The sequence below is a fragment of the Bradyrhizobium sp. HKCCYLRH2015 genome, from assembly GCF_051168215.1.
Lineage (GTDB): Bacteria > Pseudomonadota > Alphaproteobacteria > Rhizobiales > Xanthobacteraceae > Bradyrhizobium.
The window spans coordinates 184,937-211,001 of the sequence record NZ_JBNPUO010000011.1 but is presented as its reverse complement, the minus strand read 5'-3'; the positions used below and the strand labels follow the sequence as shown (position 1 = coordinate 211,001).

At 66.5% G+C, this 26,065-nt stretch carries 18 protein-coding genes; 13 read left to right on the top strand and 5 right to left on the bottom strand.

Annotated elements, in window-relative coordinates; all coding sequences use genetic code 11:
• Window positions 1-106: 106 nt before the first annotated feature.
• Window positions 107-376 (bottom strand): hypothetical protein, encoded by a 270-nt coding sequence (locus ACQR1H_RS27645; protein ID WP_315805361.1) that lies wholly within the window; start codon window positions 374-376, stop codon window positions 107-109.
• A 397-nt stretch (window positions 377-773) separates the two neighbouring features.
• Between ACQR1H_RS27645 and ACQR1H_RS27640 the strand changes: the two genes are divergently transcribed.
• The 12 genes from ACQR1H_RS27640 (at window position 774) to ACQR1H_RS27585 (ending at window position 19,132) form a co-directional block, all read left to right on the top strand.
• Window positions 774-1,979 carry a class I SAM-dependent methyltransferase gene (locus ACQR1H_RS27640; RefSeq protein WP_315805282.1) on the top strand — a complete coding sequence of 402 codons (1,206 nt, stop codon included), beginning with the start codon at window positions 774-776 and terminating at the stop codon, window positions 1,977-1,979.
• Window positions 1,976-2,512, top strand: coding sequence for a WbuC family cupin fold metalloprotein (locus ACQR1H_RS27635; protein WP_315805281.1), 537 nt, complete (start codon window positions 1,976-1,978; stop codon window positions 2,510-2,512). The genes ACQR1H_RS27640 and ACQR1H_RS27635 overlap by 4 nt, the downstream gene beginning before the upstream one ends.
• The gene (locus ACQR1H_RS27630) at window positions 2,509-3,249 is read left to right on the top strand and encodes an SDR family NAD(P)-dependent oxidoreductase (RefSeq protein ID WP_316183373.1); all 741 of its coding nucleotides are present in this window, start codon (window positions 2,509-2,511) and stop codon (window positions 3,247-3,249) included. Before ACQR1H_RS27635 ends, ACQR1H_RS27630 begins: the two co-directional genes overlap by 4 nt.
• A 69-nt stretch (window positions 3,250-3,318) precedes the next feature.
• Window positions 3,319-4,584 (top strand): class I SAM-dependent methyltransferase, encoded by a 1,266-nt coding sequence (locus ACQR1H_RS27625; protein ID WP_315805279.1) that lies wholly within the window; start codon window positions 3,319-3,321, stop codon window positions 4,582-4,584.
• A 148-nt stretch (window positions 4,585-4,732) separates the two neighbouring features.
• The gene (locus tag ACQR1H_RS27620; protein WP_315805278.1) at window positions 4,733-5,575 is read left to right on the top strand and encodes an ABC transporter permease; all 843 of its coding nucleotides are present in this window, start codon (window positions 4,733-4,735) and stop codon (window positions 5,573-5,575) included.
• Between the two features lie 33 nt (window positions 5,576-5,608).
• Window positions 5,609-6,358 carry an ABC transporter ATP-binding protein gene (locus ACQR1H_RS27615; RefSeq protein WP_315805277.1) on the top strand — a complete coding sequence of 250 codons (750 nt, stop codon included), beginning with the start codon at window positions 5,609-5,611 and terminating at the stop codon, window positions 6,356-6,358.
• 43 nt (window positions 6,359-6,401) lie between these two features.
• Window positions 6,402-7,469, top strand: a complete 1,068-nt coding sequence (locus tag ACQR1H_RS27610; RefSeq protein ID WP_434872561.1) for a glycosyltransferase family 2 protein — start codon at window positions 6,402-6,404, stop codon at window positions 7,467-7,469.
• Window positions 7,466-9,568: a TIGR04372 family glycosyltransferase gene (locus ACQR1H_RS27605; protein ID WP_434872562.1), complete on the top strand. Its 2,103-nt coding sequence runs from the start codon at window positions 7,466-7,468 to the stop codon at window positions 9,566-9,568. The genes ACQR1H_RS27610 and ACQR1H_RS27605 overlap by 4 nt, the downstream gene beginning before the upstream one ends.
• A gap of 191 nt (window positions 9,569-9,759) precedes the next feature.
• Entirely contained in the window at window positions 9,760-12,651 is a 2,892-nt protein-coding gene (locus tag ACQR1H_RS27600; RefSeq protein WP_434908480.1) for an NF038122 family metalloprotease, read from the top strand.
• 401 nt (window positions 12,652-13,052) lie between these two features.
• Entirely contained in the window at window positions 13,053-16,832 is a 3,780-nt protein-coding gene (locus ACQR1H_RS27595; RefSeq protein ID WP_434908479.1) for a S8 family serine peptidase, read from the top strand.
• 144 nt (window positions 16,833-16,976) lie between these two features.
• Window positions 16,977-18,134 carry a glycosyltransferase family 4 protein gene (locus ACQR1H_RS27590; RefSeq protein ID WP_434872565.1) on the top strand — a complete coding sequence of 386 codons (1,158 nt, stop codon included), beginning with the start codon at window positions 16,977-16,979 and terminating at the stop codon, window positions 18,132-18,134.
• Window positions 18,131-19,132 carry a glycosyl transferase gene (locus ACQR1H_RS27585; protein WP_434872566.1) on the top strand — a complete coding sequence of 334 codons (1,002 nt, stop codon included), beginning with the start codon at window positions 18,131-18,133 and terminating at the stop codon, window positions 19,130-19,132. The genes ACQR1H_RS27590 and ACQR1H_RS27585 overlap by 4 nt, the downstream gene beginning before the upstream one ends.
• Before the next feature lie 4 nt (window positions 19,133-19,136).
• Here ACQR1H_RS27585 and ACQR1H_RS27580 read toward each other — a convergent pair whose 3' ends face one another.
• Genes ACQR1H_RS27580 through rfaD form a run of 4 tightly spaced genes read right to left on the bottom strand, consistent with a single transcriptional unit; the run spans window position 19,137 to window position 24,818 of the window.
• Window positions 19,137-21,050 (bottom strand): polysaccharide biosynthesis protein, encoded by a 1,914-nt coding sequence (locus tag ACQR1H_RS27580; RefSeq protein WP_434872567.1) that lies wholly within the window; start codon window positions 21,048-21,050, stop codon window positions 19,137-19,139.
• The gene (locus ACQR1H_RS27575; protein WP_434872568.1) at window positions 21,047-22,330 is read right to left on the bottom strand and encodes an O-antigen ligase family protein; all 1,284 of its coding nucleotides are present in this window, start codon (window positions 22,328-22,330) and stop codon (window positions 21,047-21,049) included. The genes ACQR1H_RS27580 and ACQR1H_RS27575 overlap by 4 nt, the downstream gene beginning before the upstream one ends.
• Window positions 22,327-23,799, bottom strand: coding sequence for a D-glycero-beta-D-manno-heptose-7-phosphate kinase (gene rfaE1, locus ACQR1H_RS27570; protein ID WP_434872569.1), 1,473 nt, complete (start codon window positions 23,797-23,799; stop codon window positions 22,327-22,329). Before rfaE1 ends, ACQR1H_RS27575 begins: the two co-directional genes overlap by 4 nt.
• A 38-nt stretch (window positions 23,800-23,837) precedes the next feature.
• Complete coding sequence (gene rfaD / locus ACQR1H_RS27565; RefSeq protein ID WP_434872570.1) at window positions 23,838-24,818, bottom strand: ADP-glyceromanno-heptose 6-epimerase; 981 nt, start codon at window positions 24,816-24,818, stop codon at window positions 23,838-23,840.
• A 148-nt stretch (window positions 24,819-24,966) separates the two neighbouring features.
• Here rfaD and waaF point away from each other — a divergent pair, with 148 nt between their 5' ends.
• Window positions 24,967-26,031 (top strand): lipopolysaccharide heptosyltransferase II, encoded by a 1,065-nt coding sequence (gene waaF / locus ACQR1H_RS27560; protein ID WP_434908478.1) that lies wholly within the window; start codon window positions 24,967-24,969, stop codon window positions 26,029-26,031.
• Window positions 26,032-26,065: the final 34 nt, after the last annotated feature.

The window sequence follows — 26,065 nt, the reverse complement described above, 5'->3', positions numbered from 1 at the left end:
TTCTCGAACATCCAGACCGCCCTGCGGCAGACCAGGAGAAGGCTATGCCGATTGTCGCCTGTCTCGAATTGGCTTCAGCAATACACGCCGCATGCCGATCGGGCTGTCAAGCCAACCCACGACCAATGAGTATGATGATCCCATGAACCCACTCGGCGATCGGCAGCAGCCCTGCCCTGTCGACAATCAGCAGAATTGTCGACCACAGAGCCAGCCGCTCGAGCGCGAGCCGGCCGATTCCCAGCGAGATGAATACGAAAGCCACAAATCCCGCAAGCAAGGCGTTGAGGAACCCTGCGCCGACCGCAAGAAGAACACAGAAGAGGACCGTGCTCACGCAGACGGTGCGCAAGATCGATCTTAAAACGAGAACCATATCCTTCACGCAGGCGCCCCCTCTTACCAACGTTAGATCTCATATGGCCGAACAATAGCAGCCAAAGCCCCTGATCATCGTCTGTAGCATCTCCGCTGGAAGACTGCCCAGTCGCGCAATCCCCGTTGCGGCAGAACAAAAATCTGCTGACGTTCTTGACACTGATTCGCCCGTTGAACCGACAGGGAGATGCGAGCGCTCAAAGAACAACAGCAGCGCGAAACATCACAATGGACGCGAGTTCCAGGGTCCGTGCCGGACGAACATTTTACGTTGTCATGTTCCCGATTACACTGCTATTGAGGTTGCCTCCAGATGGCAACATCCATAGCGGCCGGCGCGCTGGACACAGCGGCGAGCCCGAGCGTGCCCATTGATCGAGCGATCCAGCCGAGCCATGTCCACCGGACCACTATCCGGCTGCCGATTGTGCGGTCAGCCGATCTCCACGCAGGCGCTCCCGCTTGGTGAGCTCCCGGTCTGCAACCGGTTCGCGCGCGAGACCCGTGTCCAGCTTCGGGTAACCCTCGACGTCGTCGCGTGCGACACTTGTCAGCTCGTCCAGCTCCGCGAGCTTCCACCGGCCGAGGCGCTTGTTCCCGAGGTGCCATGGATCCGCTACCGGGAGCCGGAAGGCCATCTCGACGCCCTGGTCGGAGAGCTGCTGTCGTTGAAGCCGCGGGCCGGCACCGCCCTCGGCACCGGTCCGTTCGAGGGTCCTCTGCTGGGCAGGTTGCAGGCCCGCGGGCTCACCGCGAGCGCCCTCGCGCTTGGCGTCGCCAGCGCTCCGGGGCGCTATCCTTATCTGGAAACCTGGCAGGCCAGCCTCCACGCCGAACGGCTGGCCGCCGAAGCGGCGCAGCTTGGCACGTTCGATATTGTATCGTGCCGCTACATCCTCGAGCACACGCCGGAGCCCGTGCAGGCGCTGCAAGCGCTCAAGGTTCTGCTTTCTCCCGATGGCCTGCTGCTGATCGAGGTCCCCGACAGCAGCAAGTTCCTCGCGGCGCGCGACTACTGCTTCCTGTGGGAGGAGCACAGCTGCTATTTCGTCGAGGACACGCTGCGGCGTCTCGCTGAAGTGAGCGGCTATCGCGTTCTGACCCTGCTTCGCTATCCGGGCGCCCTGGAAGATGCCCTGGTCGCCGTCCTCACCCCGGCCGATATTCCCGCCCCTCCGGTGGATCCCCGCGGACCTTCCAGCCTGTTCCAGGCCTATCGTGACAATTTCGCCCCCGCCCGCGCGCGACTGCGCAGCAGGCTGACGGCCCTGGCCGGTCCCGACCGCGACCGGATCGCGCTGTTCGGCATCGGCCATCACGCCATCATGTTCGTCAACGCCTTCGGCCTGGCCGACCTGATCGCGGTGGCCGTCGACGATGATGCCGACAAGGCCGGCTTTTTGCCGCCCGGCTTCCGTACACCTGTGGTAGGCTCCGAGCGGCTGCTGGATGACGAACGGATCAGGCTGTGCCTGTTTGCGATCGCGCCGCATATCGAGGGCAAGGTGCGTGAAAAGCTCGCGCCGCTCGCCGCCAGGGGCGTGGAATTCCGCTCGATCTACGCCGCGCTCGACAATTCGATCATGAGGGATCACGCATGACGCTCGTCCAGAAATCCCCCGAGGTCTTCCTGGCCGAGGGCCCCATTTCATCGGTGGGCGCTGCCGAGATCAACACCCTGAAAGCCGCGGTGAAGGCCAGCCCGAAGCGGCGGGCCCGCATCAACGCCCATCCGGACGGCGATGACAGCCTGCATGAAATGATCATCGCGATCGATTCCAGCTCCTACATCCGTCCGCACAAGCACCCGGGCAAGAGCGAGGCCTTCCACATCATCGAGGGCGAGGTCGATATCGTGGTGTTCGACGACGACGGCCAGATCGAGCGTGTCGTCGAACTGGGGCCGCCGGGCGGTGCGCGGCCGTTCTACTACCGGATGTCGAACGCGTTCTTCCACACCCTGATCATCCGCAGCGACCTCCTGATCGTGCACGAGATCACCAACGGCCCGTTCCGCCCCGGCGCCAGCGTGTTCGCCGACTTCGCGCCCGAGGACAGCGACACCGCCAAGGCCGCAGCCTACCAGGCTGATCTCGTCCGGCGTGTCGCCGCACGGCAAGGCGTCGCGGCATGACCGACCATGCGGTCGTGGTCGGCGGCACCCGCGGCCTCGGCCGCGTGGTCGTCGAACGCTTCCTGGCGCGCGGCTGCGCCGTCAGCGTCGTGTCACGGCAGCGCCCGGCCGATTTTCCCGATCAGCCCGGCCTGAAGCATTTTTCCGCCGATCTCGAGCGCAGCGAGAGCTTTGCCGGGCTCTGGCGCGAGATCGCCGAGGCCTCCGGCCCGGTCCGCTACCTCGTCCTGAGCCAGCGCTTTCGCGGCCAGGGCGATCCCTGGGCCGGCGAGATCCAGGTCGGCCTGACCGCCTCGCGCGACCTGATCGAGGGCTTTTCCGGCCATTTTGCTGGCGATGGCGACCGCGCCATCGGCGTGGTCAGCTCGGTCTACGCCGAATTCGTCGGCAGTTCGCAGCCGGTCGGCTACCACGCCGTGAAGGGCGGCCTCAATGCGATGGTCCGGCATTACGCCGCAACGCTCGGCCGGCGCGGCATCCGCGTGAACGCGATCATGCCGCTGACCTACCTGAAGCGCGAATCGCGCATCTTCTATGAACAGAACGAGAAGCTGATGGAGACCTACCGGAAGCTGGTCCCGCTGGGCCGGCTCGGGACGGCCGAGGAATGCGCCGACGCCCTCGACTTCCTCTGCAGCCCGCGCGCGTCGTTCATCAACGGGCAGAGCCTGTTCCTGGATGGCGGAGTGTCCACAGTCTGGCAAGAAGAGGTCGCCAAGAGCTTCGCCGGCCTGTAAAACCCGCCGCAAATTCCTCTTCGGCCGACCATCCCGCCTGCGGGATCGCCAACCCAGGATCGACACCTCATGCAGCACGTCAAGCACAAGACCGATTGCCGCCTGTGCGGCTCGACCTCGCTCGATCACGTGCTGCCGATCAGGCCTTCGGCGATCGGCGACGCATTCGTGACGGCCGACCGGCTGAGCGAGAAGCAGGATCTCTACCCGCTCGACTGCTATCTCTGCCTCGACTGCGGCCATCTGCAGAATCTCGACGTCGTCGATCCCGACATCCTGTTTCGCGACTACACCTATCGCACCTCGGTCTCGCTCGGCCTCGTCGAGCACTTCAAGCGCTATGCGCAATCGGTGGTGTCCTCGCTCGGCATCCCCAAGGGCAGTCTGGTCGCCGAGATGGGCAGCAACGACGGCTCGCTGCTCAAGGCATTCAAGAACGAGGGCATGCGCGTGCAGGGCATCGACCCAGCCCGCGACATCGCGGCGACCGCCACCAAGGAAGGCGTGCCGACGATCCCGGATTTCTTCACCAGCGCGCTGGCGGCCCGCATCAAGGCTGAACAGGGCGAGGCCAAGCTGTTCTGCGCCAACAACGTGTTCGCGCATATCGACAACATGTCCGACGTCGTGAAGGGCATCCGTCTGCTGCTCGCCGACGACGGCGCCTTTGTGTTCGAGGTCTCCTACATCGTCGACATGATCGACAACATGGTGTTCGACACGATCTACCATGAGCACGTCTCGCATCACGCGCTGATCCCGCTCGAGACCTTCCTGAACCGGCACGACATGACGCTGTTCCACGTCGAACGCACCGGCACCAAGGGCGGCTCGATCCGAGCTTTTGCGCAGCCGAAATCGACCGGCAAGCGGCCGCGCTCGGCGGAGCTGTCGAAACTGATCGCCGAGGAGGAGCGGCGCGGGGTGACCAAGCCGCAGATCTACCGCGACTGGTTCGTCGCCATCGAAAACTGCAAGCGCCGGGTGCTCGCCACGCTCGACCAGGCCATCGCCGCGGGCAAGCTGGTCGCGGCCTACGGCGCCTCGACCACCACCACCACCCTGCTCTACCATTTCGAGCTGGAGAGCCGGATCAAGTTCATCGTCGACGACAACCAGCTCAAGCACGGCCGCTTCAGCCCGGGCGCCCACATCCCTGTGCTGCCGTCCAGCGAGCTCGCGACGCGCAAGCCCGACATCGTCGTGATTCTCGCCTGGATCTATGCGGAGCCGATCCTGAAGCGCAACCAGGCTTACCTGGACGCCGGCGGCCGCTTCCTGGTGCCGCTGCCGGAGCCGCGGATCGTCGACGCCTCGGGCTCGGTCGCGATCTGAGCCCGCGGCGGCGGCCTCAAGCTGACCGGTTGACAGTGCCCGCGTAACATGGTCCAGCAAGCCCCGGCGATTGGCCCCCGGGCGTGACGGACGTCCAGCCGCTTTCGGCTGGTAAGCCAAATACTTACGGCTCTCGCGAGGTAGAAGGATGACCACCCTGACCGATGGACAGGTCGAGCGGTTCGTGGTTGCGGATCGGCGCCGCATCTCCTGGGCGCGCTGCCGCGAGGACATCGCGCCGTTCATCACCCGTCACGTCACCTGGCGTGCGCTCGCGGCCGGTGACATCCGATCGAAATACCGCCGCACCATGCTGGGCCCGTGGTGGATCACGGCCACCAATGCGATCACCGCACTGATCATGGGCACGGTGGCCGGCCGCTTCCTCGGCGCCGACATGAAGACCTACCTGCCCCACTTCATGGTCAGCATGACCATCTGGAGCTTCATCTCGTCCTCGCTCAGCGAAGCCTGCTACACGATGATCAATGCAGGCGGCATGATCAAGGCCGTCGACATGCCGATCCTGATCCATGTCATGCGCATGGTTCAGCGCAACCTGATCATCTTCCTGCACAACATCGCGGTGATCCCGTTCATCTGGCTCGTCTATCCATGGTCGGTCGGATTCGGAATGGTGCTCGCCATCCTCGGCCTGATGATCGTCTACGTCTTCGTCGTCAGCGCCTCGGTGATCGTCTCGATGATCTGCGTGCGCTATCGCGACGTGCCGCCCGTCATGGCGGCGGTGCTGCAGCTCCTGTTCTTCATCTCTCCGATCATCTGGGAGCCGTCGAGCATCCGCGGCGGCGAGTTGATCGTCACGCTCAATCCGATCGCCTATCTGCTGGCGGTCACGCGTGGTCCGCTGATGGGCGACGTTCCCGGCCTTGCGACCTGGGCCGGCGCCATTGGATCGGTCGCGGTCCTGACCGCGGCCATGATCTATATCTACACGCGCTATCGGTCGCGCGTCGTGTATTGGGCCTGACATCATGGCCGGAGACCTCTGGATCCGCCTCGAATGACTCTCATTGAAGCCAAGCAAATCGGTATCGAATTTCCCGTCGCACCCCCGAACGCACGATCATTCCGGCATCTGGCGATCAAGGCGGCCTCACGCGTCGGCGGCCGGGTCTCGAAGAGCGACGGCTCGTTCCAGTTCGTCCAGGCGCTCGATGACATCAGCTTCACCCTGAAGCAGGGCGACCGGCTCGGCCTGCTCGGCCACAACGGCGCCGGCAAGACCACGCTGATCCGCGTGCTCGCCGGCATCTACGAGCCGACGAGCGGATCGCTGCGGACCGTGGGGCGGAACGTTCCGATGTTCGACATCGGTCTCGGCATGGACGAAGAGGCTTCGGGCTACGAGAACATCCGCACCCGCGGCCTCATCCTCGGGCTCTCGCCCGAGGAGATCGAGCAGCGCGTGCCGGAGATCGCCGAATTCGCCGAGCTCGGCGACTATCTGGAGCTGCCGATCCGGACCTATTCCTCCGGCATGCTGCTGCGCCTGGTGTTCTCGATCGCCGCCTCGATTCACGGCGACATCATCCTGATGGACGAGTGGATCGCGGTCGGTGACGCGCAGTTCCGCAAGAAGACCCACGGCCGGCTGCAGGAGATCACGAACCGCTCGGGAATCGTCGTGCTCGCCTCGCATGATCACGGCCTGCTGCGCGACACCTGCAATCTCGGGCTCTATCTTGATGGCGGCCGCGTGAGGGCCTTCGGCGCCCTGGACGACGTTGTCAAGGAACTCCCGAAGCCGTGAGAGACAGGCATCGGGGATGATGTGCCATGACGTTCGCTGAGCCATGACTACGACGACCCGCCCAGCAACCTTGCCGACCGTCACGCTGGTCGTCCCGAACTTCAACCATGCCCGCTACCTGCCCGAGTCGCTCGGCAGCATCGCCAGCCAGACCCGCGCCCCAGACCGCGTCCTCATCATCGACGACTGCTCGACCGATGACAGCATCGCGGTCATTTCGCGCTTCGTGGCGGACCGGCCGAACTGGCGCCTGATCCGCCACGAGACCAACCAGGGCGTCGTGCGCGGTCAGAACGAGGCGCTGGCGATCGCGGACACCGAATGGATCGGCTTTCTCGGGGCCGACGACGCGCTGCATCCGACCTATCTCGAAAAGGCGATGGCACAGGCGGCCAGCCACCCCGAAGCCGGTCTGGTCTTCGCCTGCTGCGAGATCATCGGCCCTCGGGGGCCGTCCGCAAGACGGATGCTGCGGCCGGCAATGCTGCCCGCGTCGACCTCGGCGATGCTGGCGCCGGCCGACCTTCGCGAGGCGCTGCGCTTTGGCGACAACTACTTTTCCGGCACCACCTCGCTCTATCGCCTGACCGCCTTGCAGGCGCTCGGCGGATTCGACGTCAAGCTCGGCTCGTTCTCCGATGCCTTTCTCGCCCGGCGGCTGGCCTTGACCTATGGCTGCTGCTTCATCGCCGAGGCGCTCGGCTACTGGCGCATCCACGGCCAGAACTATTCGACGGCGACGGCGACCGATCCGGCTTCGCTCAACGCCAAGCTCGCCGACATCGGCGCGCTGATTGCGCAGAGCAAGTTGTTCCCCGAAGGCTATGGCGATCTATTCGCCCGGCGCAATCGCTTCGGCGCGGCGCGGATGGTGCTCGGCGGTGAAACGATGCCGTCGGCCAAGGCTGCGCGCGTATCCGCCTTGCTGGATGGCAACGCGCTCGACACGCACCTGCTTCGGGTGATGCTGAGCTTCGGGGCCGTCGGCCGCCTGGCCGCGCTGGCCTGGGTCACGCTCCGGACTCGGCCGATGTCGCTGACGCGCCTGCTTGCCCAGACCGCCGCCCGGCGCGCGATCTTGTCCGCCACCTCCGGCTATCGCGCGGCATGACGGCCCGCGCCCCCTTCGGCTCTCTCCGTCGCCGCCTCGGCGCCAAGGCTGTTCCTGCGCCGACTCGCGCCGTGCCGGCCGAGCAACCGTCGCCGCAGACGCCGCGCTGGTCGCCGCGGACGTGGCTGACGGCATCCGCGTTTCGCCTCTATGCGTTCCTGAGTGCGCGGCGCCGGCAATTGCTGCCGCTGACCACCCGCGCCGCGAACATCGTCGACAGCAGGCTCATCGTCGCGCCGGCCGGTGCGGCGCTGCTCCTGCTGATGGACCGGCAATTGGCAAAGGGATCGCGGCTCGGCCGTTTGCTGGCGCTGACGGCCTCGACCACGCTGGCCGCGGCAGCGCAGGTTCACCTCGCTGCAAGCCGCAAGCCGAGTGCGTTGCGTGCGGTGCGGCTCTTGAACCTGATCTTCCGCGGCAATGTACGCGCGAGAGCCGGTGTGGGCGCGCAGGCCTATTTCACGACGCTGGCGCTGTGCAGCGCCTATGACCGGATCGTGCGCGAGGTGCCGCGGCCGGAAACGATCGACAGCTTCGCGATCAATTTCGCGGTCGGCGTCGCCCACATGTATCGCGGCAATCTTCCGGTCGCGGCGCATTTCCTGACGGCGGCCGCGGCCTCGGGCGACGGCAACGCGCTGCGCAAGCTCGGCGCCGTCCATGCCCTGGCCGGCGACCACGTCCAGGCCGCCGCGTGCTTCAAGGCGTCGGTCGCGCGCGATCCCCGCTCGGTGATGGCGCACCAGAACTATGCCGGCGGCTACGATCCATCGACCTATACGCCGAGCGCCTGGGAGCTGGAGCATGCCGGCGAGCTGCTGATCTACGACAATCTGATCCAGCTCGGCGAGAACTTCTATCACCAGGGCCGCTACGACGACACGTTCCGCAGCTATCAGGCCGCGCTCGACCACCAGGATTCCTTGGCGGCGAAATGGTCGATTCCCGACGCGCTGATCGCGCGCATTGCCGGCGTCAGCAGCATCTTCGATCCCGCGCTCCCGGTCCGGCTGCTCGGCTACGAATGGGTGACGCTGATCGGCCACGTCGGCTTCATCGACTGCCATTTGCGCATGGCCGCGCTCGGCATGCTGCCGCGCGCCAACTACGTGCTGCTTGCCCCGGCGAGCAAGGTGGTCAACCAGCCGTTCCTCAGGCTGTTCGATCAGCACGTCACGATCATCGAAGACCCCGCTCTCGTCGACGATCTGCTGCCCTATCAGCGGCTGGTCGGCGACCAGTTCATCGCCGTCCGGGGCAAGGACGGCATCGCCGAGCCATGGGCTCACGCGGCGTCGCGCGCGCAGGTCGCATGGGCCGAACAGCAGCGGCAGCCGATCGTGAAGATCCCGCCGGAGCTGATGGAAGCCGGGGCTGCCAGGCTGCGTGCCGCCGGTGTCACCGCCGACTGGTTCGTCGCGATGCACATCCGCGAAGGCGGCTATCACGGCGACGGACCCGGCACCACGCGCCAGCATCGCTCCGCCAATGTCGGCGACTACCTCGACGCCATCGCCGCGATCACCGCACGCGGCGGCGCCGTGGTCAGGCTCGGCGATCGCAGCATGACGCCGCTGCGCGGCATGGCAGGCGTCTTCGACTACGCCCACAGCGACATCAAGTCGGCGGAGATGGACCTCTATCTTTGCGCTGCCGCCCGCCTGTTCGTCGGCACGACATCGGGCCTGACCACCGCCGTGCAGGCGCTGGGAACGCCGATGCTGCTCGTCAACTGCATCTCCAACGACTGCCAGTTCTGGCATGAGCGCACCGACTTCACCGTGCGCCCGGTCTATGACCGGCGCGCGCGGCGCTACCTCTCGCTGCGCGAGACCTATCGCCAGCCGCTGCAGGCACTGCTGATCGACACCGCCGTGCTGGCGCGCCACGGGCTCGAAATTCACCCGAATACCGCGCAGGACATCACGGCAGCCGTCCGCTACAAGCTCGATTGCCTGGACGGGATCGGCCGGCCCCTGCGTGAGGGCGGGCCGCAGCTCGATCGCTATCGCGCCGCGCTCAGCGGCAACCCCTACAATTTTGGTGCTGCGCTACCGGTCCCTGCGTTCCTGGACCGCCTGCCTGAGCTGCTGGATTGAACGCGTAAGCGAACCTCGGTTCGATGAACGCCCGCGACAGCCATCGCCGGTCGTTTTCCGGGGCTTCGGAACGCCCATTAACCTCCGAGCAAGATCGTTGCCCTGTAACTTGGGACGGTCACGATTCGACTCGGCAGCGTGTCGATACGGTCGAGCCATGCGCCCTCACGCGATGAGCCGGAACTGAGGCAATGCCTGGAGCATCCAACTTACAGTCGGTCACGACTTCACCTCCATACGACGCGGGGGTACCCCCGCCGTCGAATCCCGTGGAGCTGCCCGACGAGGCGGTCGAGGCGCAGCTTGCGCAGGGCGACTTCGGCGGGATTGGCGCGGTCACCTCGGTGAGCGCCGGCGGACTGACGATCAATCTGCTGTTCGACACGGCGGCGATGAATGCACCGGCGAGCTTTCGCGCCGGCATTCAGCAGGCCGCCGCGATCCTCACCTCGATGATCTCGGACCGCATCACCGTCAACATCAAGATCGACTATAGCGGCGTCGGCGGCGGCGCGGCAGCCGGTCCTGACGGCGGCCAGTGGATGGGCTATTCGAGCGTCAGGTCCAACCTGATCAACTATGCCAGCCCAGGCGACACCACCTTCAATGCCCTGCCGGCGGGATCCAGCATCCAGGGACAGTCCTACGTCGCGGTGTGGAATTCGCAGCTCAAGCTGTGGGGCGGGCTCGGCGCCAACGATGCGACCACCGACGACGGCAGCGCGACCTTCGCCACCGACATCAATTCGAACCTGCTGGTCGGCGTGGCGCTGCACGAGCTGACGCACGCCTTCGGCCGCGTGCCCTACGGACCGCAGCCCGACGTCTTCGATCTGTTCCGCTTCTCCAGCCCCGGCGTGCGGCTGATGACCGGCGGCGCTACGGCGGGGACCGCCTATTTCTCCCTCGATGGCGGCTATACCAAGCTCGCCGATTACGGCCAATCCTCGGACCCCAGCGACTTCCTGAACAGCGGCGTGCAGGGCGGCAACGATCCGTTCAACGAGTTCTACACCTACAGCACGCTGCAGACGCTGACGGCCGTGGACCTCAAGCAGATGGACGCGCTCGGCTTCCATCTCGTTTCCGCAACGCCGGTGACGATCGAGGCGCTGGGATCGACCAGCCTGGTCCAGCTCGGACTAAGCTATTTCCTCAATCCGGTCGGCGGCGGCACGGGGCCGCAGATCAAGTTCGGCGGCAGCGTCGTCCAGCCCGGACAATTGGGCGGCTGGACCCCGATCGCGGGCGAGGCCAACGGCGGCGGCTATCAGGTCGCCTGGAAGATGACGGGCGCGGACCTCTACACGGTGTGGAACGTCGACAGCAGCGGCAACTACACCGGCAACGCCATCGGCGGCGTCTCGGGAGGCACGGCCGCATTCGAGGCGTTCGAGACGTCCTTCCACGAGGACTTGAACGGCGACGGCATGATCGGCATCCCGACAACGGTCATCGAGGCCGTGGGATCGACCAGTCTCGTCCAGGCCGGCAACGGCTATTTCCTCAATCCCGTAGGCGGCGGCACGGGCCCGCAAGTCAAGTTCGGCGGCGCCAACCTGGTGGTCGGCCAGCTCGGCGGCTGGACTCCGATCGCGGCCGACGTCGTCGGCAGCGGCTATCAGATCGCCTGGAAGATGGCCGGCGCCAATCTCTACACGGTCTGGAACACCGACGGCAGCGGCGCCTATACGGGCAACGCGATCGGCGCGGTCAGCGGGACGGACAGCGGACTCGAAGCGCTCGAGACCAACCTCCACCAGGACCTGAACGGCGACGGCACGATCGGCATTCCGACCACGGTCATCGAAGCCCTGGGATCGACCAGCCTCGTCCAGTCCGGATCCAGCTACTACCTGAACCCGGTCGGCGGCGGCACAGGTCCCCAGGTCAAGTTCGGCGGCTCTGTCCTCGTCGTCGGTCAGCTCGGCGGCTGGATGCCGATTGCGGCGGACACCGTCGGTGGCGGCTATCAGATCGCCTGGAAGATGACGGGCGCGGACCTCTACACGGTCTGGAATACCGACAGCAGCGGCGCCTATACAAGCAACGCGATCGGCGCCGTCAACGGCACCAACAGCGGTCTGGAAGCGCTGGAGACCAACCTCCATCAGGATCTGAACGGCGACGGCACGATCGGCATCCCCTCGGCCGTGATCGAAGCGCTGGGATCGACGAGCCTGGTGCAATCCGGTTCGACCTACTTCCTCAATCCGGTCGGCGGCGGCACCGGGCCGCAGATCGCGTTCGGCGGCAGCGTCGTCACCGTGGGCCAGCTCGGCGGCTGGAACCCGATCGGCGCGGAGAGCTCCGGCGGCGGCTACCTGGTCGCCTGGAAAATGGCTGGCGTCGACCTCTACACGGTCTGGAATACCGACAGCAGCGGTGCTTACGTCAGCAATGCAATCGGCGCCGTTCCGGGCGGCTCGGCAGTGCTGGAGACGCTGGAGACAAGCTTTCATCAGGATCTGAACGGCGACGGCACCATCGGTGTGCCCGCTCACGTCGCAGCGGGCACGCAAGCCCTGACGCTGGCCGGTGGCCCGGACGTGGTCCTGACGGTGTCCGGCAGCTTCGGCGGCTCCCTGATCGGGTTCGGCGGCAACGGCGATCAGATCGACCTCAGCAGCATCGCCTTTCATTCGCTGCAGGCGCATTTCGACGACAGCAGCGGGCTGCTGTCGCTCAGCGACGGCGCGAGCAGCACCTCGTTGCATTTCCTCGGACCGCTGTCGCAGGACAGCTTCCGTTTCACCGATGACGGCCAGGGCGGCACGATGATCTCGGCGGCCGCGGGTCCGGCGAGCGGCCCCGCTCCGCAAGCCGTCTCCCTGGCAGGACACGACACCTTCGTCTTCGCCGAGCATTTCGGCCAGGTCAGCGTCGCCGACTTCCATCTGGGCAGCGACACGATCGTCATCAGCCACGAGCTTTTCGCGAATCAGGCGGCGCTGTTGGCGTCGATTCACGACGATGCGGCCGGCAACGCCGTGATCACCGATGCCGCGCACGACACCATCACCGTCGAGCACGTCACGACGGCGGACCTGCTGACCCATTTGTCCAGTTTCCACCTGGTCTGATCGGCGCCCTTAATCTTCGGGGCGGGCTCGCGGGGAGCAAATCCCTGCTGTGCCCGCTCCGATCTCTGCCCCCGTCCGGAGTTGCCCCTGCGAAGGCTGACTTGGGCCCGCGGCAATAGCCGCCTCCCCGGACACAATCAATAGTTGAATTCGATCGAACAGATCGAACAATGACGTATGGCCGGAGCCGCCATTCTTCGGTACCATTTTATACAAGATCGGGGGGCATCACTGCCCGATGCTTCAATTCCATCCCGCCTGTCGGCCTCGAGGACAGGATCACCATCGTTGCATGCATGCTCGACGAATCCGGCCGTACCGAAGACATTCCTGACCGCTGGCGTGAAGCCGCCCAGTCCCTCATTTTCGATCCTGCTGCTGGCCAACGTCACGAGTTGCATGTGCAGCAGCCTGCTGCGGACGCCGCAGACGAAGCCAAGCCGGCCCCCACCATCGCGCAGGTCCAGCATGGCCCGGCCGAGCTGATCGATCCTGCAGCCCCGGCGCCAAGCGCTGATGCTCCGAGCGAGACGCCCAGCCTCCTCGCGCATGGCGACGCCGAGGCAACGGTGGTCACACAACTCTTCGACGTGAGCGCGCAGGCCCAGGGGGCGGCCGAGCCAACGGCTCGGACGGTGGTGGCCGGCTCGACCTGGCAAGTCACCCAGGAGACGTCCCTCCATCCGGCCACACCGATTGCGGACAGCTCCGTCGAACCAGCGCATGCCGGGCAGAGTGCCAGCGCGAGCGGATTCGTCCTCTCGATCAGCGTCGAGATGTGGTCAGGCGCCGGCGCATCGCTGCAGACATGGTCGTTCGGCAGCCTCGGAAAGCCAGCGACGGCGCACGCCGGACCGAGCGGAGAGCCCGCGCCCTCGCTTCAGGACGCGGTGACGGAAGCCATCGCCTCGGCGGTCAGTGCACAAGGCGCGACCAGCGCCCAGGTCGTTCAGGCGCTCGGCGGCAACTCCACGGGCGTGACGGGAGCCGGCATCAAGATCGGCGTCCTCTCCAGCAGCTTCAACAATCTCGGCGGCGCCGCAGCGGACGAAGCCAGCGGAGCCTTGCCCTCGGCCTCCAAGATTCAGATCCTCAAGGACATGCCATCGGGCGGGACGGACGAAGGCCGTGCGATGATGCAGGTCATCCACGATATCGCGCCTGACGCCAGTCTCGCCTTCTACACCGCGTTCCAGAGCGAGCAGGATTTTGCCGACGGCATCATCGCGCTCGCCAATGCCGGCTGCAAGGTCATCGTCGACGATGTGAGCTATTCGGACGAGCCATTCTTCCAGAACGGCATTGTCGCCCAGGCCATTCAGACCGTTCAGGCCATGGGCGTGACCTATGTGACGTCGGCCGGCAACAACGGCAGCTCGGCCTATCAGACGTCCTGGACCTCGACCTCGGGCAGCATCGGCGGAAAGTATTTCGATGGCAATGCACTGAGCTTCGGCGGCAGCATCGCGCAGACGATCACCGTGACCGCGGGCGCGAACCTGCTCGTGCAATGGGACCAGGCTTGGGGTCAAGACACGTCACATCTCGCGGTCGACGTGTTTCAGAATGGACAGTTCCTCGGATACGTTGCGAACAATTCGCTGAATCCGTGGGTTGGTTTGCATTTCTCGGTCTCGGGCACCTACCAGATCGTGATCGCCAACACGGGATTTACTCCTCCTTCCACGATCAAGGAGATTTTGGCAGGCAACGGCCTCCCGGTCTCCATCAGCGGCGCCAATGTCGGGACGGTCTTCGGTCACGCGATGACGCCGGGGGTGATCACCGTCGGAGCCGTCAATGCCGCCAACACGCCGGCCTTTGGCGCGACACCGGTCTCGGAAAGCTTTTCATCGTCCGGCGCCGGGACCGAGATCCTGTTCGCCAACGACGGCACGCGCCTTGCGACGCCGCTCCAGCTCAGCCCGGTCGTGGTCTCCGGCATCGACAACATCTCGACGACCGTCACGGGAATGACCGACTTCTACGGCACCTCCGCAGCCGCCCCCAGCGTTGCCGCGATCGCGGCCTTGATCCTGACGGCCAATTCGACGCTGAGCTACGCCGACGTCTCGGAGATCCTGCAGCAGACCGCGGTGCCGATGGCCAATCCGGCGGTCGCCGGCGCGGGTCTCGCCCAGATCAATCCCGCGGTCGGATCGGCCCCCTATTTCGCCAACACCATCGTCGAGGCGCTCGGATCGATCAGCCTCGCCCAGGTCGGTGTCATCTACGATCTCAACACCATCGGTGCCAGCACATCGGTGGCGCTGCGGTTCAACGGCGCCAACGTCGTCGTTCACCAGCTGAGCAACTGGATGCCGATCGGCGTCGAGGCCAACGGAGGCGGCAGCTACGAAGTCGCCTGGAAGTTTCAGGGGCAGGATCTCTACACCGTCTGGAACGTCGACAGCAGCGGCAACTACACCGGCAACGCGATCGGCGCCGTCTCCGGAAGCTCGTCCGCTTTCGAGACATTTGAGACGTCGTTCCATCAGGACCTGAACGGCGACGGCACGATCGGCGTCGTCAGCACCGTCATCGAGGCCGCGGGGGCCACGAGCCTGGTCCAATCCGGCAACGGCTATTTCCTCAATCCGGTCGCAGGCGGGACGGGCCCGCAGGTCAGCTTCAACGGCAGCACCGTCAGCCCCGGGCAGCTCGGCGGATGGGCACCGATCGCGGCCGAAGCCGTCGGCAGCGGCTATCAGATCGCCTGGAAGATGGCGGGCAGCGATCTCTACACCGTCTGGAACGTCGACAGCAGCGGCAACTACACGGGCAACGCCATCGGCGCAGTCAATGGGGCCAGCAGCGCGCTCGAGGCGCTGGAGCCGAACTTCCACCAGGACCTGAACGGCGACGGCACGATCGGCATTCCGAGCACGGTCATCGAGGCCGCGGGTTCGACCAGCCTGGTGCTGGCCGGGTCGAGCTATTTCCTCAATCCTGTCGCCGGCGGCACCGGTCCGCAGATCATGTTCGGCGGCAGCATCGTGACCGTCGGTCAGTTCGACGGCTGGGCGCCCATCGCCGCGGAGACGTCCGGCAGCGGCTATGAGATCGCCTGGAAGATGGCCGGCGCCGATCTCTACACCGTCTGGAACGTGGACAGCAGCGGCAACTATACCGGCAACGTGATCGGCGCGGTTGCGGGAAGCTCCGCATCCCTGGAAGCGCTGGAGCCCAGCTTCCACCAGGATCTGAACGGCGACGGCACCATCGGCGCCCCAAGCGTGACACCCAGCGGCAGCGTGATCGAAGCGCTCGGGTCGACCAGCCTGTCGCTGTCGGGCACGACCTATCTGATGGCGCCGGTGTCGGGGGGGACCGCAACGCAGGTGATGTTCGGCGGCAACGTCGTCGTTGCCGGCCAGCTCAGCGGCTGGGCGGCGATCGCTGCGGAAGCCTCTGGCAGCGGCTATCAGGTTGCCTGGAAGATGGCCGGCACCGACCTCTACACGGTCTGGAACACCGATAGCAGCGGCAACTATACCGGCAACGCGATCGGCGCCGTTTCCGGCAGCTCGTCGTCCCTTGAAGCCCTCGAGACCAGCTTCCATCAGGACCTGAATGGCGACGGCACGATCGGGATCCCGACCATCGGCTCGGTGACGGCGAGCACAGAGGCGGCCACGACGTCGAGCGCGGCCGACCTTGTCCTCGCCGCGCCTTCCTTCAGCGGCAATCTCATCGGATTCGGCGGCACGGCCGCTCAGATCGATCTCAAGAGCATCGCCTTCACGTCGCTTCAGATGCATTTCGACGAGACCAGCGGGCTGCTGTCGCTGAGCGACGGGTCCAACAGCGCGTCGCTGCACTTCGTCGGCCCATTGTCGCAGGACAGCTTTCACTTCGCAGCCGACGGCCAGGGCGGCACGCTGATCTCCGGGACCTCGATCTCCGGCGCGGCGTCCTCATCGGTGTCGCTGCAGGGACATGAGACCTTCGTGTTCGCCGAGCATTTCGGTCAGGTGACGGTCTCTGACTTCAATCCCGGCACCGACCAGATCGTGTTCAGCCAGAGCATCTTCGCGGAGCAGTCCGCACTGCAGGCCGCCATCCATGACGACGCGGCGGGCAACGCCGTCATCACCGATGCGGCACTCGACACCATCACCATCCAGCACGTTTCGGCGGCCGAGCTGCTGTCCCACCTGTCGAGCTTTCATCTGGTCTGAGACCGGGGCGGCATTCAGAGGGCCGCCCCTCATCGTCGTCAGCACCGACGGGCGGTTTTCCGCCCGTCGCAGGACAGATAACGGCTCGCGCGAGGGCCGCTCTTGGCCTATACGGCGCTTCGACCGCCCAAGACCGTGAGTTCGATGTCCCTGCCCCGCTCCGCTTCGCCGCGCCGCCTGCTGTACGTGGCCAACGAGGACTACGCCTTCCTGATGCATCGCCTGCCGATGGCGCGCGCGGCGCGCGAGGCCGGCTACGAGGTGCATGTCGCGACCAACGTCAACGCCGGCGCCGCCGCGATCACCGCCGAGCGCTTCGTGGTGCATCCAATCCCGTTCCGGCGCGGCGGGCTGTCGCCGTCATCAGCCCTGCCCACGATCCGCGCGATCCGCGCCGTCGAGGCTGCGATCAGGCCTGACGTGGTGCATCATTCCGGGCTGCAATCGAGCGTGCTCGGCTCGCTCGCCACGCTCGGACGCACCACGCCCGTCGTCAACGCCATGACCGGGCTCGGCTATGTCTTCACCTCGGCGAGCTGGCGCTCGCGCCTGCTCAAGCAGAGCCTGCTGTGGCTGCTGCCGCGGCTCATGAACCGGACACCGAGCTGCGTGCTGGTGCAGAATCCGGACGATCGCGAAGCACTTCAAGCCATGGGCGTCCGCGGCGACAAGATCACGCTGATCCCGGGGTCAGGCGTCGACACCGACCGCTTCCAGCCGCTGCCGGAACCGGACGGGCCGATCACCTTCGGTTTTGCAGGACGGCTGCTCACCGACAAGGGCGTGCGCGCCCTGATCACTGCCCATCGCATGCTGCGCCAGCAGGGCCGCAGCGACCAGTTGCTGATCGCCGGCTCCCCCGATCCGGCCAATCCCGCCTCAGTCTCGGCCGAGGAGGTCGAGGCCTGGCGGAACGAACCCGGCATCACCCTGCTCGGCCAGATCAAGGACATCACCGAGCTCTGGCGGCGCTGCCACATCGCCGTGCTGCCATCGCATCGCGAAGGTCTTCCGGTGAGCCTGCTGGAGGCTGCCGCCTGTGGCCGGCCGCTGATCTCCACCGATGCGCCGGGCTGCCGCGAGATCGCGATCCATGGCCAGACCGGGCTCTCGGTGCCGGTCGAGGACGCGGCCGCGCTGGCGCAGGCCATGGCGCAACTGGCGACATCGCCGGAGTTGCGCGCGCGCTACGGCACGGCGGCCCGTCAACTGGTCGAGGACAAGCTCTCGGCCAGGACCATCGGCCGCTCGGTGGTGGCGCTCTATGACCGCCTCACCGCGGCGCCGGACGCGCGCGGATGATCGCCCATCCCACCGGAGTCCTCGCCGCCATCGCCGTGCTCGCGGCCGCGATGTGCGGTGTGCTGATCGTGCTGCTGCGCCCGGTGCTGCAGCGCTACGCACTGGCGCGGCCCAACGCGCGCTCGTCGCACAATATCCCCACGCCGCAGGGCGCCGGCATAGCCGTGGTCGGCGCAACGCTCGTGGTCGGCGGCGCCTTTGCCTCCGCGATGGGCTTTGCACCGCTGCTGATGCTGTTCATCGCGGTGCCGATGCTGGCGCTGGTCGGCCTGGTCGACGACATCAGGCCGATCCCGGTGCTGCCGCGCTTGATCCTGCAGGGATTGGCCGTTGGCCTCGTCGTATTCACCGCGCCTGACGATCTCAGGCTGTTTCCGATCCCGCTGGCGATCGAGCGCACGCTGCTGCTGATCGCGGGCCTGTGGTTCGTCAACCTCGTCAACTTCATGGACGGGCTCGATTTGATGACCGTGGCTGAGGCGGTGCCGATCACGGCGACGCTCGTCCTGTTCGGCCTCTCCGGTGAACTGCCCTGGCCGGCGACCGCCATTGCTGCGGCGCTGGGTGGCGCCATGCTCGGCTTTGCGCCCTTCAACCGTCCCGTCGCAAAGGTCTTTCTCGGCGATGTCGGCAGCCTGCCGATCGGGCTGCTGCTCGGCTGGGGCCTGCTCCATCTGGCCTGGCAGGGCTCCATCGCCGCGGCGCTGCTGCTGCCGCTGTATTATCTGATCGACGCCACCTTCACCCTGTTGCGGCGGATGGCGCGGCGCGAGCCGTTCTGGGCGGCGCACCGCACGCATTTCTATCAACAGGCCACCGATAACGGCTTCACCGTCTCGCGCGTCGTCAGCGAGGTGTTCATCCTCAATGTCGTGCTTGCGACCCTCGCAGCCATCTCGGTCGCGCAGCGTTCCATGACGGTCGACGCCATCCTGCTCGTCTTCGGGCTCGGCGCCGTCACCTGGGTGCTGAGCCGCTTCTCGCGGCGGCGCCATTGAAGACTCAGGCCGCGCTCGAGCCGAATTCCGGCACCGCATCCTTCAGCACCGATTTGATCGTCACCGGATCATTGCGCGCGATCGCCTGATCGAGCGCCGCGATCCAGGCCTTCAGCGTCGGCATCGGCGGCTCGTTCGGGTTGGCGGCCATGATGCCGGCGACGCCGATCTCGACCGGCGGCTCCTCGCTCGCAAACAGGATTTCGTTCAGGCGCTCGCCCGGCCGGATGCCCGTGAACACGATCTCGACGTCGTACCCTGGCTGCAGGCCCGACAGGCGGATCATGCGCTCGGCGAGCTCGACGATGCGAACCGGCTGGCCCATGTTGAGCACGTAGACCGAGACATCCGGACGCTGCGGCGCCAGCGCATGCGAGGCTGCTGTGATCACCAGATCGCAGGCCTCGCGAATGGTCATGAAGTAGCGCACCATGTCCGGGTGGGTCACCGTGACGGGACCGCCCGCCTCGATCTGCGCCTTGAACTTCGGCACCACCGAGCCGTTCGACGCCAGCACGTTGCCGAACCGCACCGAGATCAGCCGCATCGGCGGCCGTCCCGCCGGCCGGTCGGCGAGCTGGCGGTCCAGCGCCTGGCAGTACATTTCGGCGAAACGCTTGGTGAGACCGAGCATCGACACCGGCTCGATCGCCTTGTCGGTCGAGATCATCACCATCGCCTCGGCGCCCGAGGCCACCGCGGCATCGGCGACGTTGATCGAGCCGAAGATGTTGGTCTTGACGCCCTCGCTCCAGTCGCGCTCGAGGATCGGCACGTGCTTCAAGGCGGCGGCATGGAAGACCAGATCCGGCTTGAAATCGCCGATCAGCGCGAACACCCGGTCGCGATCGCGGATGTCGGCGATGCGCCCCTCGACGGCGACGGCAGCCTCGGGATCGGCCGCGAGCACCTCGGTGATCGCGTAGAGCGCCGGCTCGGAATTCTCCAGAATGAGCAGCCGCGCCGCGCCGAATGCCACGACGCGCTGGCAGATCTCGGCGCCGATCGAGCCTCCGCCGCCGGTCACCACGACGGCTTTGCCACGCACCAGCGCTTCCAGCCGGCCGTAATCGATCTTCTCACTCGGCCGCAGCAGGAGGTCCTCGACCGCGACCGGCGCGAGCCGTGGCGCATCGCCGCTCTCCAGCGACGGCAGGCGGCTCACGATCAAGCGCAACCGGCGCGCCCGCATCAGGAAGGTCTCCGGATGGCAGTCCGGATCGAACGCCGTCGGCATCATCAGGGCGCGCGCGATCGGCCGGTCCCGCCGGGCAAAGTCGGCCGCGACATCCTCGACGTCGTCGATGCCACCCAGCACCGGCACGCCGCGGATCAATTGGCCGCGGTCGGCGGCCGACGGCGAGAGAATGCCGATCGGCCAGATCCGCTTGACCGCGCCGCTCTCGATGCCGCGCAGGACGACCTCGGCGTCGGCCGCACGGCCGATCAGGAGCGCGGGCGCCGCGTCCTCGGACCGCGCGTGCCGCCGGACCCGCGTGTAGCGGAAATAGCGATAGGCGAACCGCAGCGCGCTCAGCGCAAAGATCTCAAGGAACCAATAGAGAATGATCGTGAGCTTGCCGAAGAAGAACGTGCCGCGGACGTTGGGCGCAACGATGATGTAGTCGAGCACCAGCAGCGCCAGCGTCAACACCGTCGCGACGCGGACGATGTTCAGCGCGTCCGGCAACGAGATGAACCGCCATTTCGTCGTCAGCAGGTTCGAGAAGTAGAAGACGACGAAGCTGAAGGCGATGAAATATGGCAGGATCTGAAAGAGCAGCGGCACCCGCTCCCAGAAGGTGCTGGCGCCCTCGAAGCGGATGTAGAACGCGGCGAACAGCGCGACGACGCTGACCAGGAGGTCATGCGCGGCAATCAGCATATTCCGATAGGTCAGTTGAGACGGACGCGTCATGGTTCGAGCGTCCCTTGCACCGTGTCAGCAGACGTCCGCGATTGCAGCACCATTCCGCCGGCCACGCCGACGCCGATGACATACATCCAACCCTCATGGAAATCGAAGATGTGGGAGTTGAACAGCGAGGTGAAGATGTTCTGCACGACCACGAGCAGCCCGATCCAGGCCACGAGCCCGTCACCGCGGAACAGCAGGAGATGCGCCGCCCACATCGCGTAGAGAATCACGATCCCCAGCGCGCCCCATTGGACCGCGACGTAGAGCGTCTGGTTGTGCGGGTTGCCGACCACCTGGCTCGATGAGAGGTCGCGCGACCCGCTCGCGGCCAGCTCGAACAGGTGACGCGTCGAGCCCGAGCCGTGTCCGATCAGCGGCGCGTCGGCCAGGAACCGCAACGACTTGCGCCAGAATTCGAGCCGCTCGCCGATCGACGTCACGGCGCGATCGTTCCTGTAGTCCTGATATTGGCTCGTGAACGTCGCCACCTTGCCCTGCAATTGCGGGGACACGGTCCATGCCGCGAGGCCCAGCGCAAGGGTAACGGCCGCGATCAGCAGGTTGGCGCGCCATTTCAAGTGGATCAGCCCGAACACCGCGAGCAGGATCGGGATCGTCACCAGCGCGGTGCGCGACACCACGATGAAGATCATGTTGGCGAGGAACGCGACCATGATCGCGGTGAGCAGGCCCGCCGGCACGAAGCGGCGAGCACGCAGCAATTGGGCGATCGGATAGGCCAGCGCCACGGCGCAGAGCGAGAACTCCTGGCCCTGGTCGATGTAGTTCTTCACGAAGATGCCGCGATCGGCGTTGGCCTTGAGCGCAAGCGCCGGATTGAACGCGACCGCGGTCGACATCGCGACCATCAGCACGCAGGAGGCGAGAAACGCGGTGAAAACCCACAGCCCGCGCTCCGACCGCTGGAAATGATAGAGCAGCGCCGGCAGCACCAGGAGCTTCGCCGCGGGTCCCACCGCGTAGAACCGCGCGCCCCACGCCACGTCCGACCACAGCGTTCCGACCAGCGCCAGCAGGAACAGCGCGATCGGCGCCAGCGCGATCGGCCGCTTCAGGACCTGCAGCAGACGTTCGACGTCGAGAAACGGCAGCATCGTGATCAGCATGACGACGCCCAGGATCGACACCAGCGAGGTCGACCACGGCAGCGAGGCGGCCAGCAGAATCGCCACGACATCGACCGTCGTCCGCCACGCCGCCGGATCGCGCCAGCGGCGCGCCAGCAGCGCCGGGCCGGGATGACCTGCCAGCGTCGTCATCGCGCCTCGCTCCGGGCGCGATCGACGAGTGCGGTCGTGCTGTGCCCTTTCAGGATGTCGATCAGGATCACCTCACCGCCGCCGGCCTCGACGACCTCGTGCCCCACCACCTGCTCGCGCGTGTAGTCGCCGCCCTTGACCAGGACGCTCGGCCGGACCAGCTCGATCAGGCGCAGCGGCGTGTCCTCCGCGAAGATGGCGACGAGATCCACCGCCTCGAGCGCGGCCAGCACCTCGGCGCGCGCGCGCTCGTCCTGCACGGGACGGCTCTCGCCCTTCAGCCGCTTGACGGAAGCATCGCTGTTCAGACCGACCACGAGACGGTCGCAGGCGGCGCGCGCCGCGGTCAGCACCTTGACGTGGCCGGGATGCAGAATGTCGAAGCAGCCGTTGGTGAAGCCGACGCGCAGGCCCTCTCCCCGCCATCCCTCGACACGGGCGGCGAGTTCGTCGTCGCTCTCGATGATCTTCTCCTCGGCCGCGCGATAGGCATGCGGCAGGATCTTTCGGCGCAGTTCGGCCGACGTCACGCTGGCGGTGCCCTGCTTGCTGACGGCCACAGCCGCCGCGGCGCTCGCCATCCGCAACGAATCCTCCCAGGCGGCGCCCGCCGCGAGCGTCGCGGCAAGCACGGCGACGACCGTGTCGCCGGCGCCGGAGACGTCGCGCACCTTCACGGGATAGGCCGGCACGTGAATCGGATCGCCCTCGCGCGGGACCAGCGTCATGCCGCGCTCGCTCTGCGTCACCAGGATCGCCTCGCAGTCGGCGAGATAGATCGCATCCTGCGCGGCCGCGGCGATCTCGTGATCGGTCTCGGCCCGGCTGCGGGTCGCTTCCGAAAACTCCTTGCGGTTCGGCGTCAGCACGCTCGCGCCGCGATAGATCGCGAGATTGGCGCTCTTGGGATCGACGATGACGCGCTTGCCGGCCTTGCGCGTCGCGTCGATGACGTTGCGCAGCACGCGCGCCGTCAGCACGCCCTTGGCGTAGTCCGACAGCAGCACGATGTCGGCCCGCGCGATCAGCGGCAGGATGGCCTCGATCAGCTTCTGCTCGATCTCGCCGGCCGCCGGTGCGGCGCGCTCCCAGTCGGCACGGAGCATGTGGGTGGAGAAATGTTCGGAGACGAAGCGCACCTTGCGCGTCGTCGGGCGCGAAGGATCGCGCACCAGCACGCTCTCGATGCCAGCCTCCCTGGCGAGCTCGGCCTCGAGCTGGTCGCCAGCCGCATCCTGCCCGACAAGGCCGACGAAGATGCAGCGGGCACCGAGCGCGGCGATGTTGCGCGCGACGTTGCCGGCGCCGCCGATATTGATCTCGCTGCGCTGGACCGCGATCACCGGCGCAGGCGCCTCGGGGGATATGCGCGACACCTCGCCATAGACGAACTCGTCCAGCATGAGGTCGCCGATGCACAGCACCGTCTGGCGGGCGATCGCTTGCGAGAGATCGTCAAAGTCGAACATCAGCGGCAGTCTCGGTGCAATGGTCGGAACCAGATCGTCTAGCGGAAGCGGTCGGAGGAATCGAGATAATCTCGGACATAACCGGCGACCGCATCCTCGAGCGACGTGAAGCCGCCGTTGTAGCCGGCGGCCACCAGCCGGTCGACGTTGCTCTGGGTGAAGTACTGGTAGCTGCCGCGAATCGCTTCGGGCATGTCGATGTACTCGATCCGCGGCGTCGCACCGAGCGTGGCATAGGCCGCGAGCATCATGTCCTTGAAGCTGCGCGCCCGGCCCGTGCCGACGTTGAACAGGCCCGACACGGAGGGAGAAGCCAACAGCCACAGCATCACGCGAACGACGTCGTCGACATGGATGAAGTCGCGGCGCTGGTCGCCATCGGCGATGCCTTCGCGGTGCGACTTGAACAGCTGCAAGGTGTGCCCGGCCTTGATGTCGTCGAAGCGTCGGGTCAGCACGCTCATCATCGATCCCTTGTGGTACTCGTTGGGACCGAACACGTTGAAGAACTTCAACCCGGCATATTGCGGCGGCAGCCGCTCGCCGCGCTCGGCGCGCGCAGCGACCGCCATGTCGAACAGATGCTTGCTCCAGCCGTAGAGATTCATCGGCCGCAGCGTCCTCAGCGCGGTGAGCGACGGATCATCGACGAAGCCCTGCGCGCCGTCGCCATAGGTCGCCGCCGACGAGGCGTAGATGAACGGCGTGGTGTTCGCCGTACACCAATCGAGCAGCCGCAGCGAACTGCGGAAGTTGCGCTCCATCACCAGGTCGCCGTCGACCACCGTGGTCGCGGAGATCGCGCCCATGTGCAGGACGGCCTCGAGCCTGCGACCCTTCAGCCAGGCGTCCAGATCGGATGGCGGCACGACGTCCGCCAGTTGCCGCTTGGCGAGGTTGCGCCACTTGCCCTCGCTGCCGAGCGTGTCGCAGACGACGACATCGGTGCGGCCCGCATCGTTCAGCGCCGCAACCAGATTCGATCCGATAAACCCGGCGCCGCCGGTCACCAGCAACATTCAGCAACCCGTCCTGATCCCGAAAACCCCGGCCCTCGCGTAGCGCATGCGACGGCAAAGTGTAAGCGCTTTGGTGACGGCCCGCTCGGCCCACTTTACGTGCGGCGGCCGAGCGGCTACCAGCGCGCCTGAGCCAGGCAGACAAAGAATGAATTCGAATTCGACCAAGGTCGAGGTGGACACCGCGGACACCAGCCCGATCCTGATCATTCCCTATATGTGGATCGGCGATTTCGTGCGCGGCCATACCGTGGTGCGGGTGCTCAAGGAGCGCTGGCCGAACCGGCCGGTCGACCTGCTGGTGACCTCGCTCTGCGCCCCGCTGGTGGATTACATGCCCGGCGTCCGCTCCGGCATCGTCTGGGACCTGCCGCGCAGCCGGTTGGCGCTCGGCCGGCAATGGCAGCTCGCTGCGATGTTGCGCGAACGCCACTATCGGACCGCCCTGGTGATGCCGCGGACCTGGAAATCGGCGCTGGCGCCCGCGCTCGCCGGCATCCCCGAGCGCGTGGGCTTCGTCGGCGAGGTCCGCTTCGGCCTTCTCAACCGCTGGCGCTGGGGCGAGAAAGCGCTCCCCCGCTTCATCGACAAGAATGCCGCGCTGGCGCTGCCCGACCGGGCGCCGCTGCCGCCGGAATGGCCCGTCCCGCAGCTGCGGGTGCCTCGGGACGACGTCGCACGCTGGCGCGAGGCCCATGGCCTGGGGAACCGCCCGGCCGTAGCACTGGCCCCGGGGTCGGTGGGTGCCGCCAAGCGCTGGCCTTTTTACGGCGAGGCGGCCCGGCTGCTGCGCGAGGCCGGCCTCGACGTCTGGGTGGTCGGCGGCCCAGGCGAGAAGGCGCTGGCCGCCGAGATCGTCGCCACCGGCGGCCCTGCCGTCCGGGACCTGACCGGAACCGACCTACGCAACGGCATCCTGGCCATGGCCGCGGCCGGCGTCGCCATCTCCAATGATTCGGGGCTCATGCACATCGCCGCGGCGCTGGGGACGCCGACGATGGGCATCTTCGGCCCGACCAGCCCGTACCATTGGGCGCCGCTGAACGGCCTCGCGGCGACGGTCCAGACCAGGACCCAGCTCCCATGCCAGCCCTGCCACCGGCCAGTCTGCAGGATGAACGACCACCGCTGCATGCGCGACATTCCGGCGACCGAGGTCGCCGCCATTGCCCAGCGGGTCCTTGCCGACGCGGCGATACCGGTCGCGCCCTAGCTTGCGAAGCGGCACCGCGCCCCATACACCGGCC

What these genes read in the sequence shown, in the direction of transcription:
- ACQR1H_RS27605 (WP_434872562.1), top strand. Translation starts at nt 7,466, where the DNA reads ATGACGGCCCGCGCCCCCTTCGGCTCTCTCCGTCGCCGCCTCGGCGCC.
- rfaE1 (WP_434872569.1), bottom strand. Translation starts at nt 23,799, where the DNA reads ATGTTCGACTTTGACGATCTCTCGCAAGCGATCGCCCGCCAGACGGTG.
- ACQR1H_RS27615 (WP_315805277.1), top strand. Translation starts at nt 5,609, where the DNA reads ATGACTCTCATTGAAGCCAAGCAAATCGGTATCGAATTTCCCGTCGCA.
- ACQR1H_RS27585 (WP_434872566.1), top strand. Translation starts at nt 18,131, where the DNA reads ATGATCGCCCATCCCACCGGAGTCCTCGCCGCCATCGCCGTGCTCGCG.
- ACQR1H_RS27600 (WP_434908480.1), top strand. Translation starts at nt 9,760, where the DNA reads ATGCCTGGAGCATCCAACTTACAGTCGGTCACGACTTCACCTCCATAC.
- ACQR1H_RS27590 (WP_434872565.1), top strand. Translation starts at nt 16,977, where the DNA reads ATGTCCCTGCCCCGCTCCGCTTCGCCGCGCCGCCTGCTGTACGTGGCC.
- ACQR1H_RS27610 (WP_434872561.1), top strand. Translation starts at nt 6,402, where the DNA reads ATGACTACGACGACCCGCCCAGCAACCTTGCCGACCGTCACGCTGGTC.
- ACQR1H_RS27620 (WP_315805278.1), top strand. Translation starts at nt 4,733, where the DNA reads ATGACCACCCTGACCGATGGACAGGTCGAGCGGTTCGTGGTTGCGGAT.
- waaF (WP_434908478.1), top strand. Translation starts at nt 24,967, where the DNA reads ATGAATTCGAATTCGACCAAGGTCGAGGTGGACACCGCGGACACCAGC.
- ACQR1H_RS27580 (WP_434872567.1), bottom strand. Translation starts at nt 21,050, where the DNA reads ATGACGCGTCCGTCTCAACTGACCTATCGGAATATGCTGATTGCCGCG.
- rfaD (WP_434872570.1), bottom strand. Translation starts at nt 24,818, where the DNA reads ATGTTGCTGGTGACCGGCGGCGCCGGGTTTATCGGATCGAATCTGGTT.
- ACQR1H_RS27625 (WP_315805279.1), top strand. Translation starts at nt 3,319, where the DNA reads ATGCAGCACGTCAAGCACAAGACCGATTGCCGCCTGTGCGGCTCGACC.
- ACQR1H_RS27640 (WP_315805282.1), top strand. Translation starts at nt 774, where the DNA reads ATGTCCACCGGACCACTATCCGGCTGCCGATTGTGCGGTCAGCCGATC.
- ACQR1H_RS27645 (WP_315805361.1), bottom strand. Translation starts at nt 376, where the DNA reads ATGGTTCTCGTTTTAAGATCGATCTTGCGCACCGTCTGCGTGAGCACG.
- ACQR1H_RS27635 (WP_315805281.1), top strand. Translation starts at nt 1,976, where the DNA reads ATGACGCTCGTCCAGAAATCCCCCGAGGTCTTCCTGGCCGAGGGCCCC.
- ACQR1H_RS27575 (WP_434872568.1), bottom strand. Translation starts at nt 22,330, where the DNA reads ATGACGACGCTGGCAGGTCATCCCGGCCCGGCGCTGCTGGCGCGCCGC.
- ACQR1H_RS27630 (WP_316183373.1), top strand. Translation starts at nt 2,509, where the DNA reads ATGACCGACCATGCGGTCGTGGTCGGCGGCACCCGCGGCCTCGGCCGC.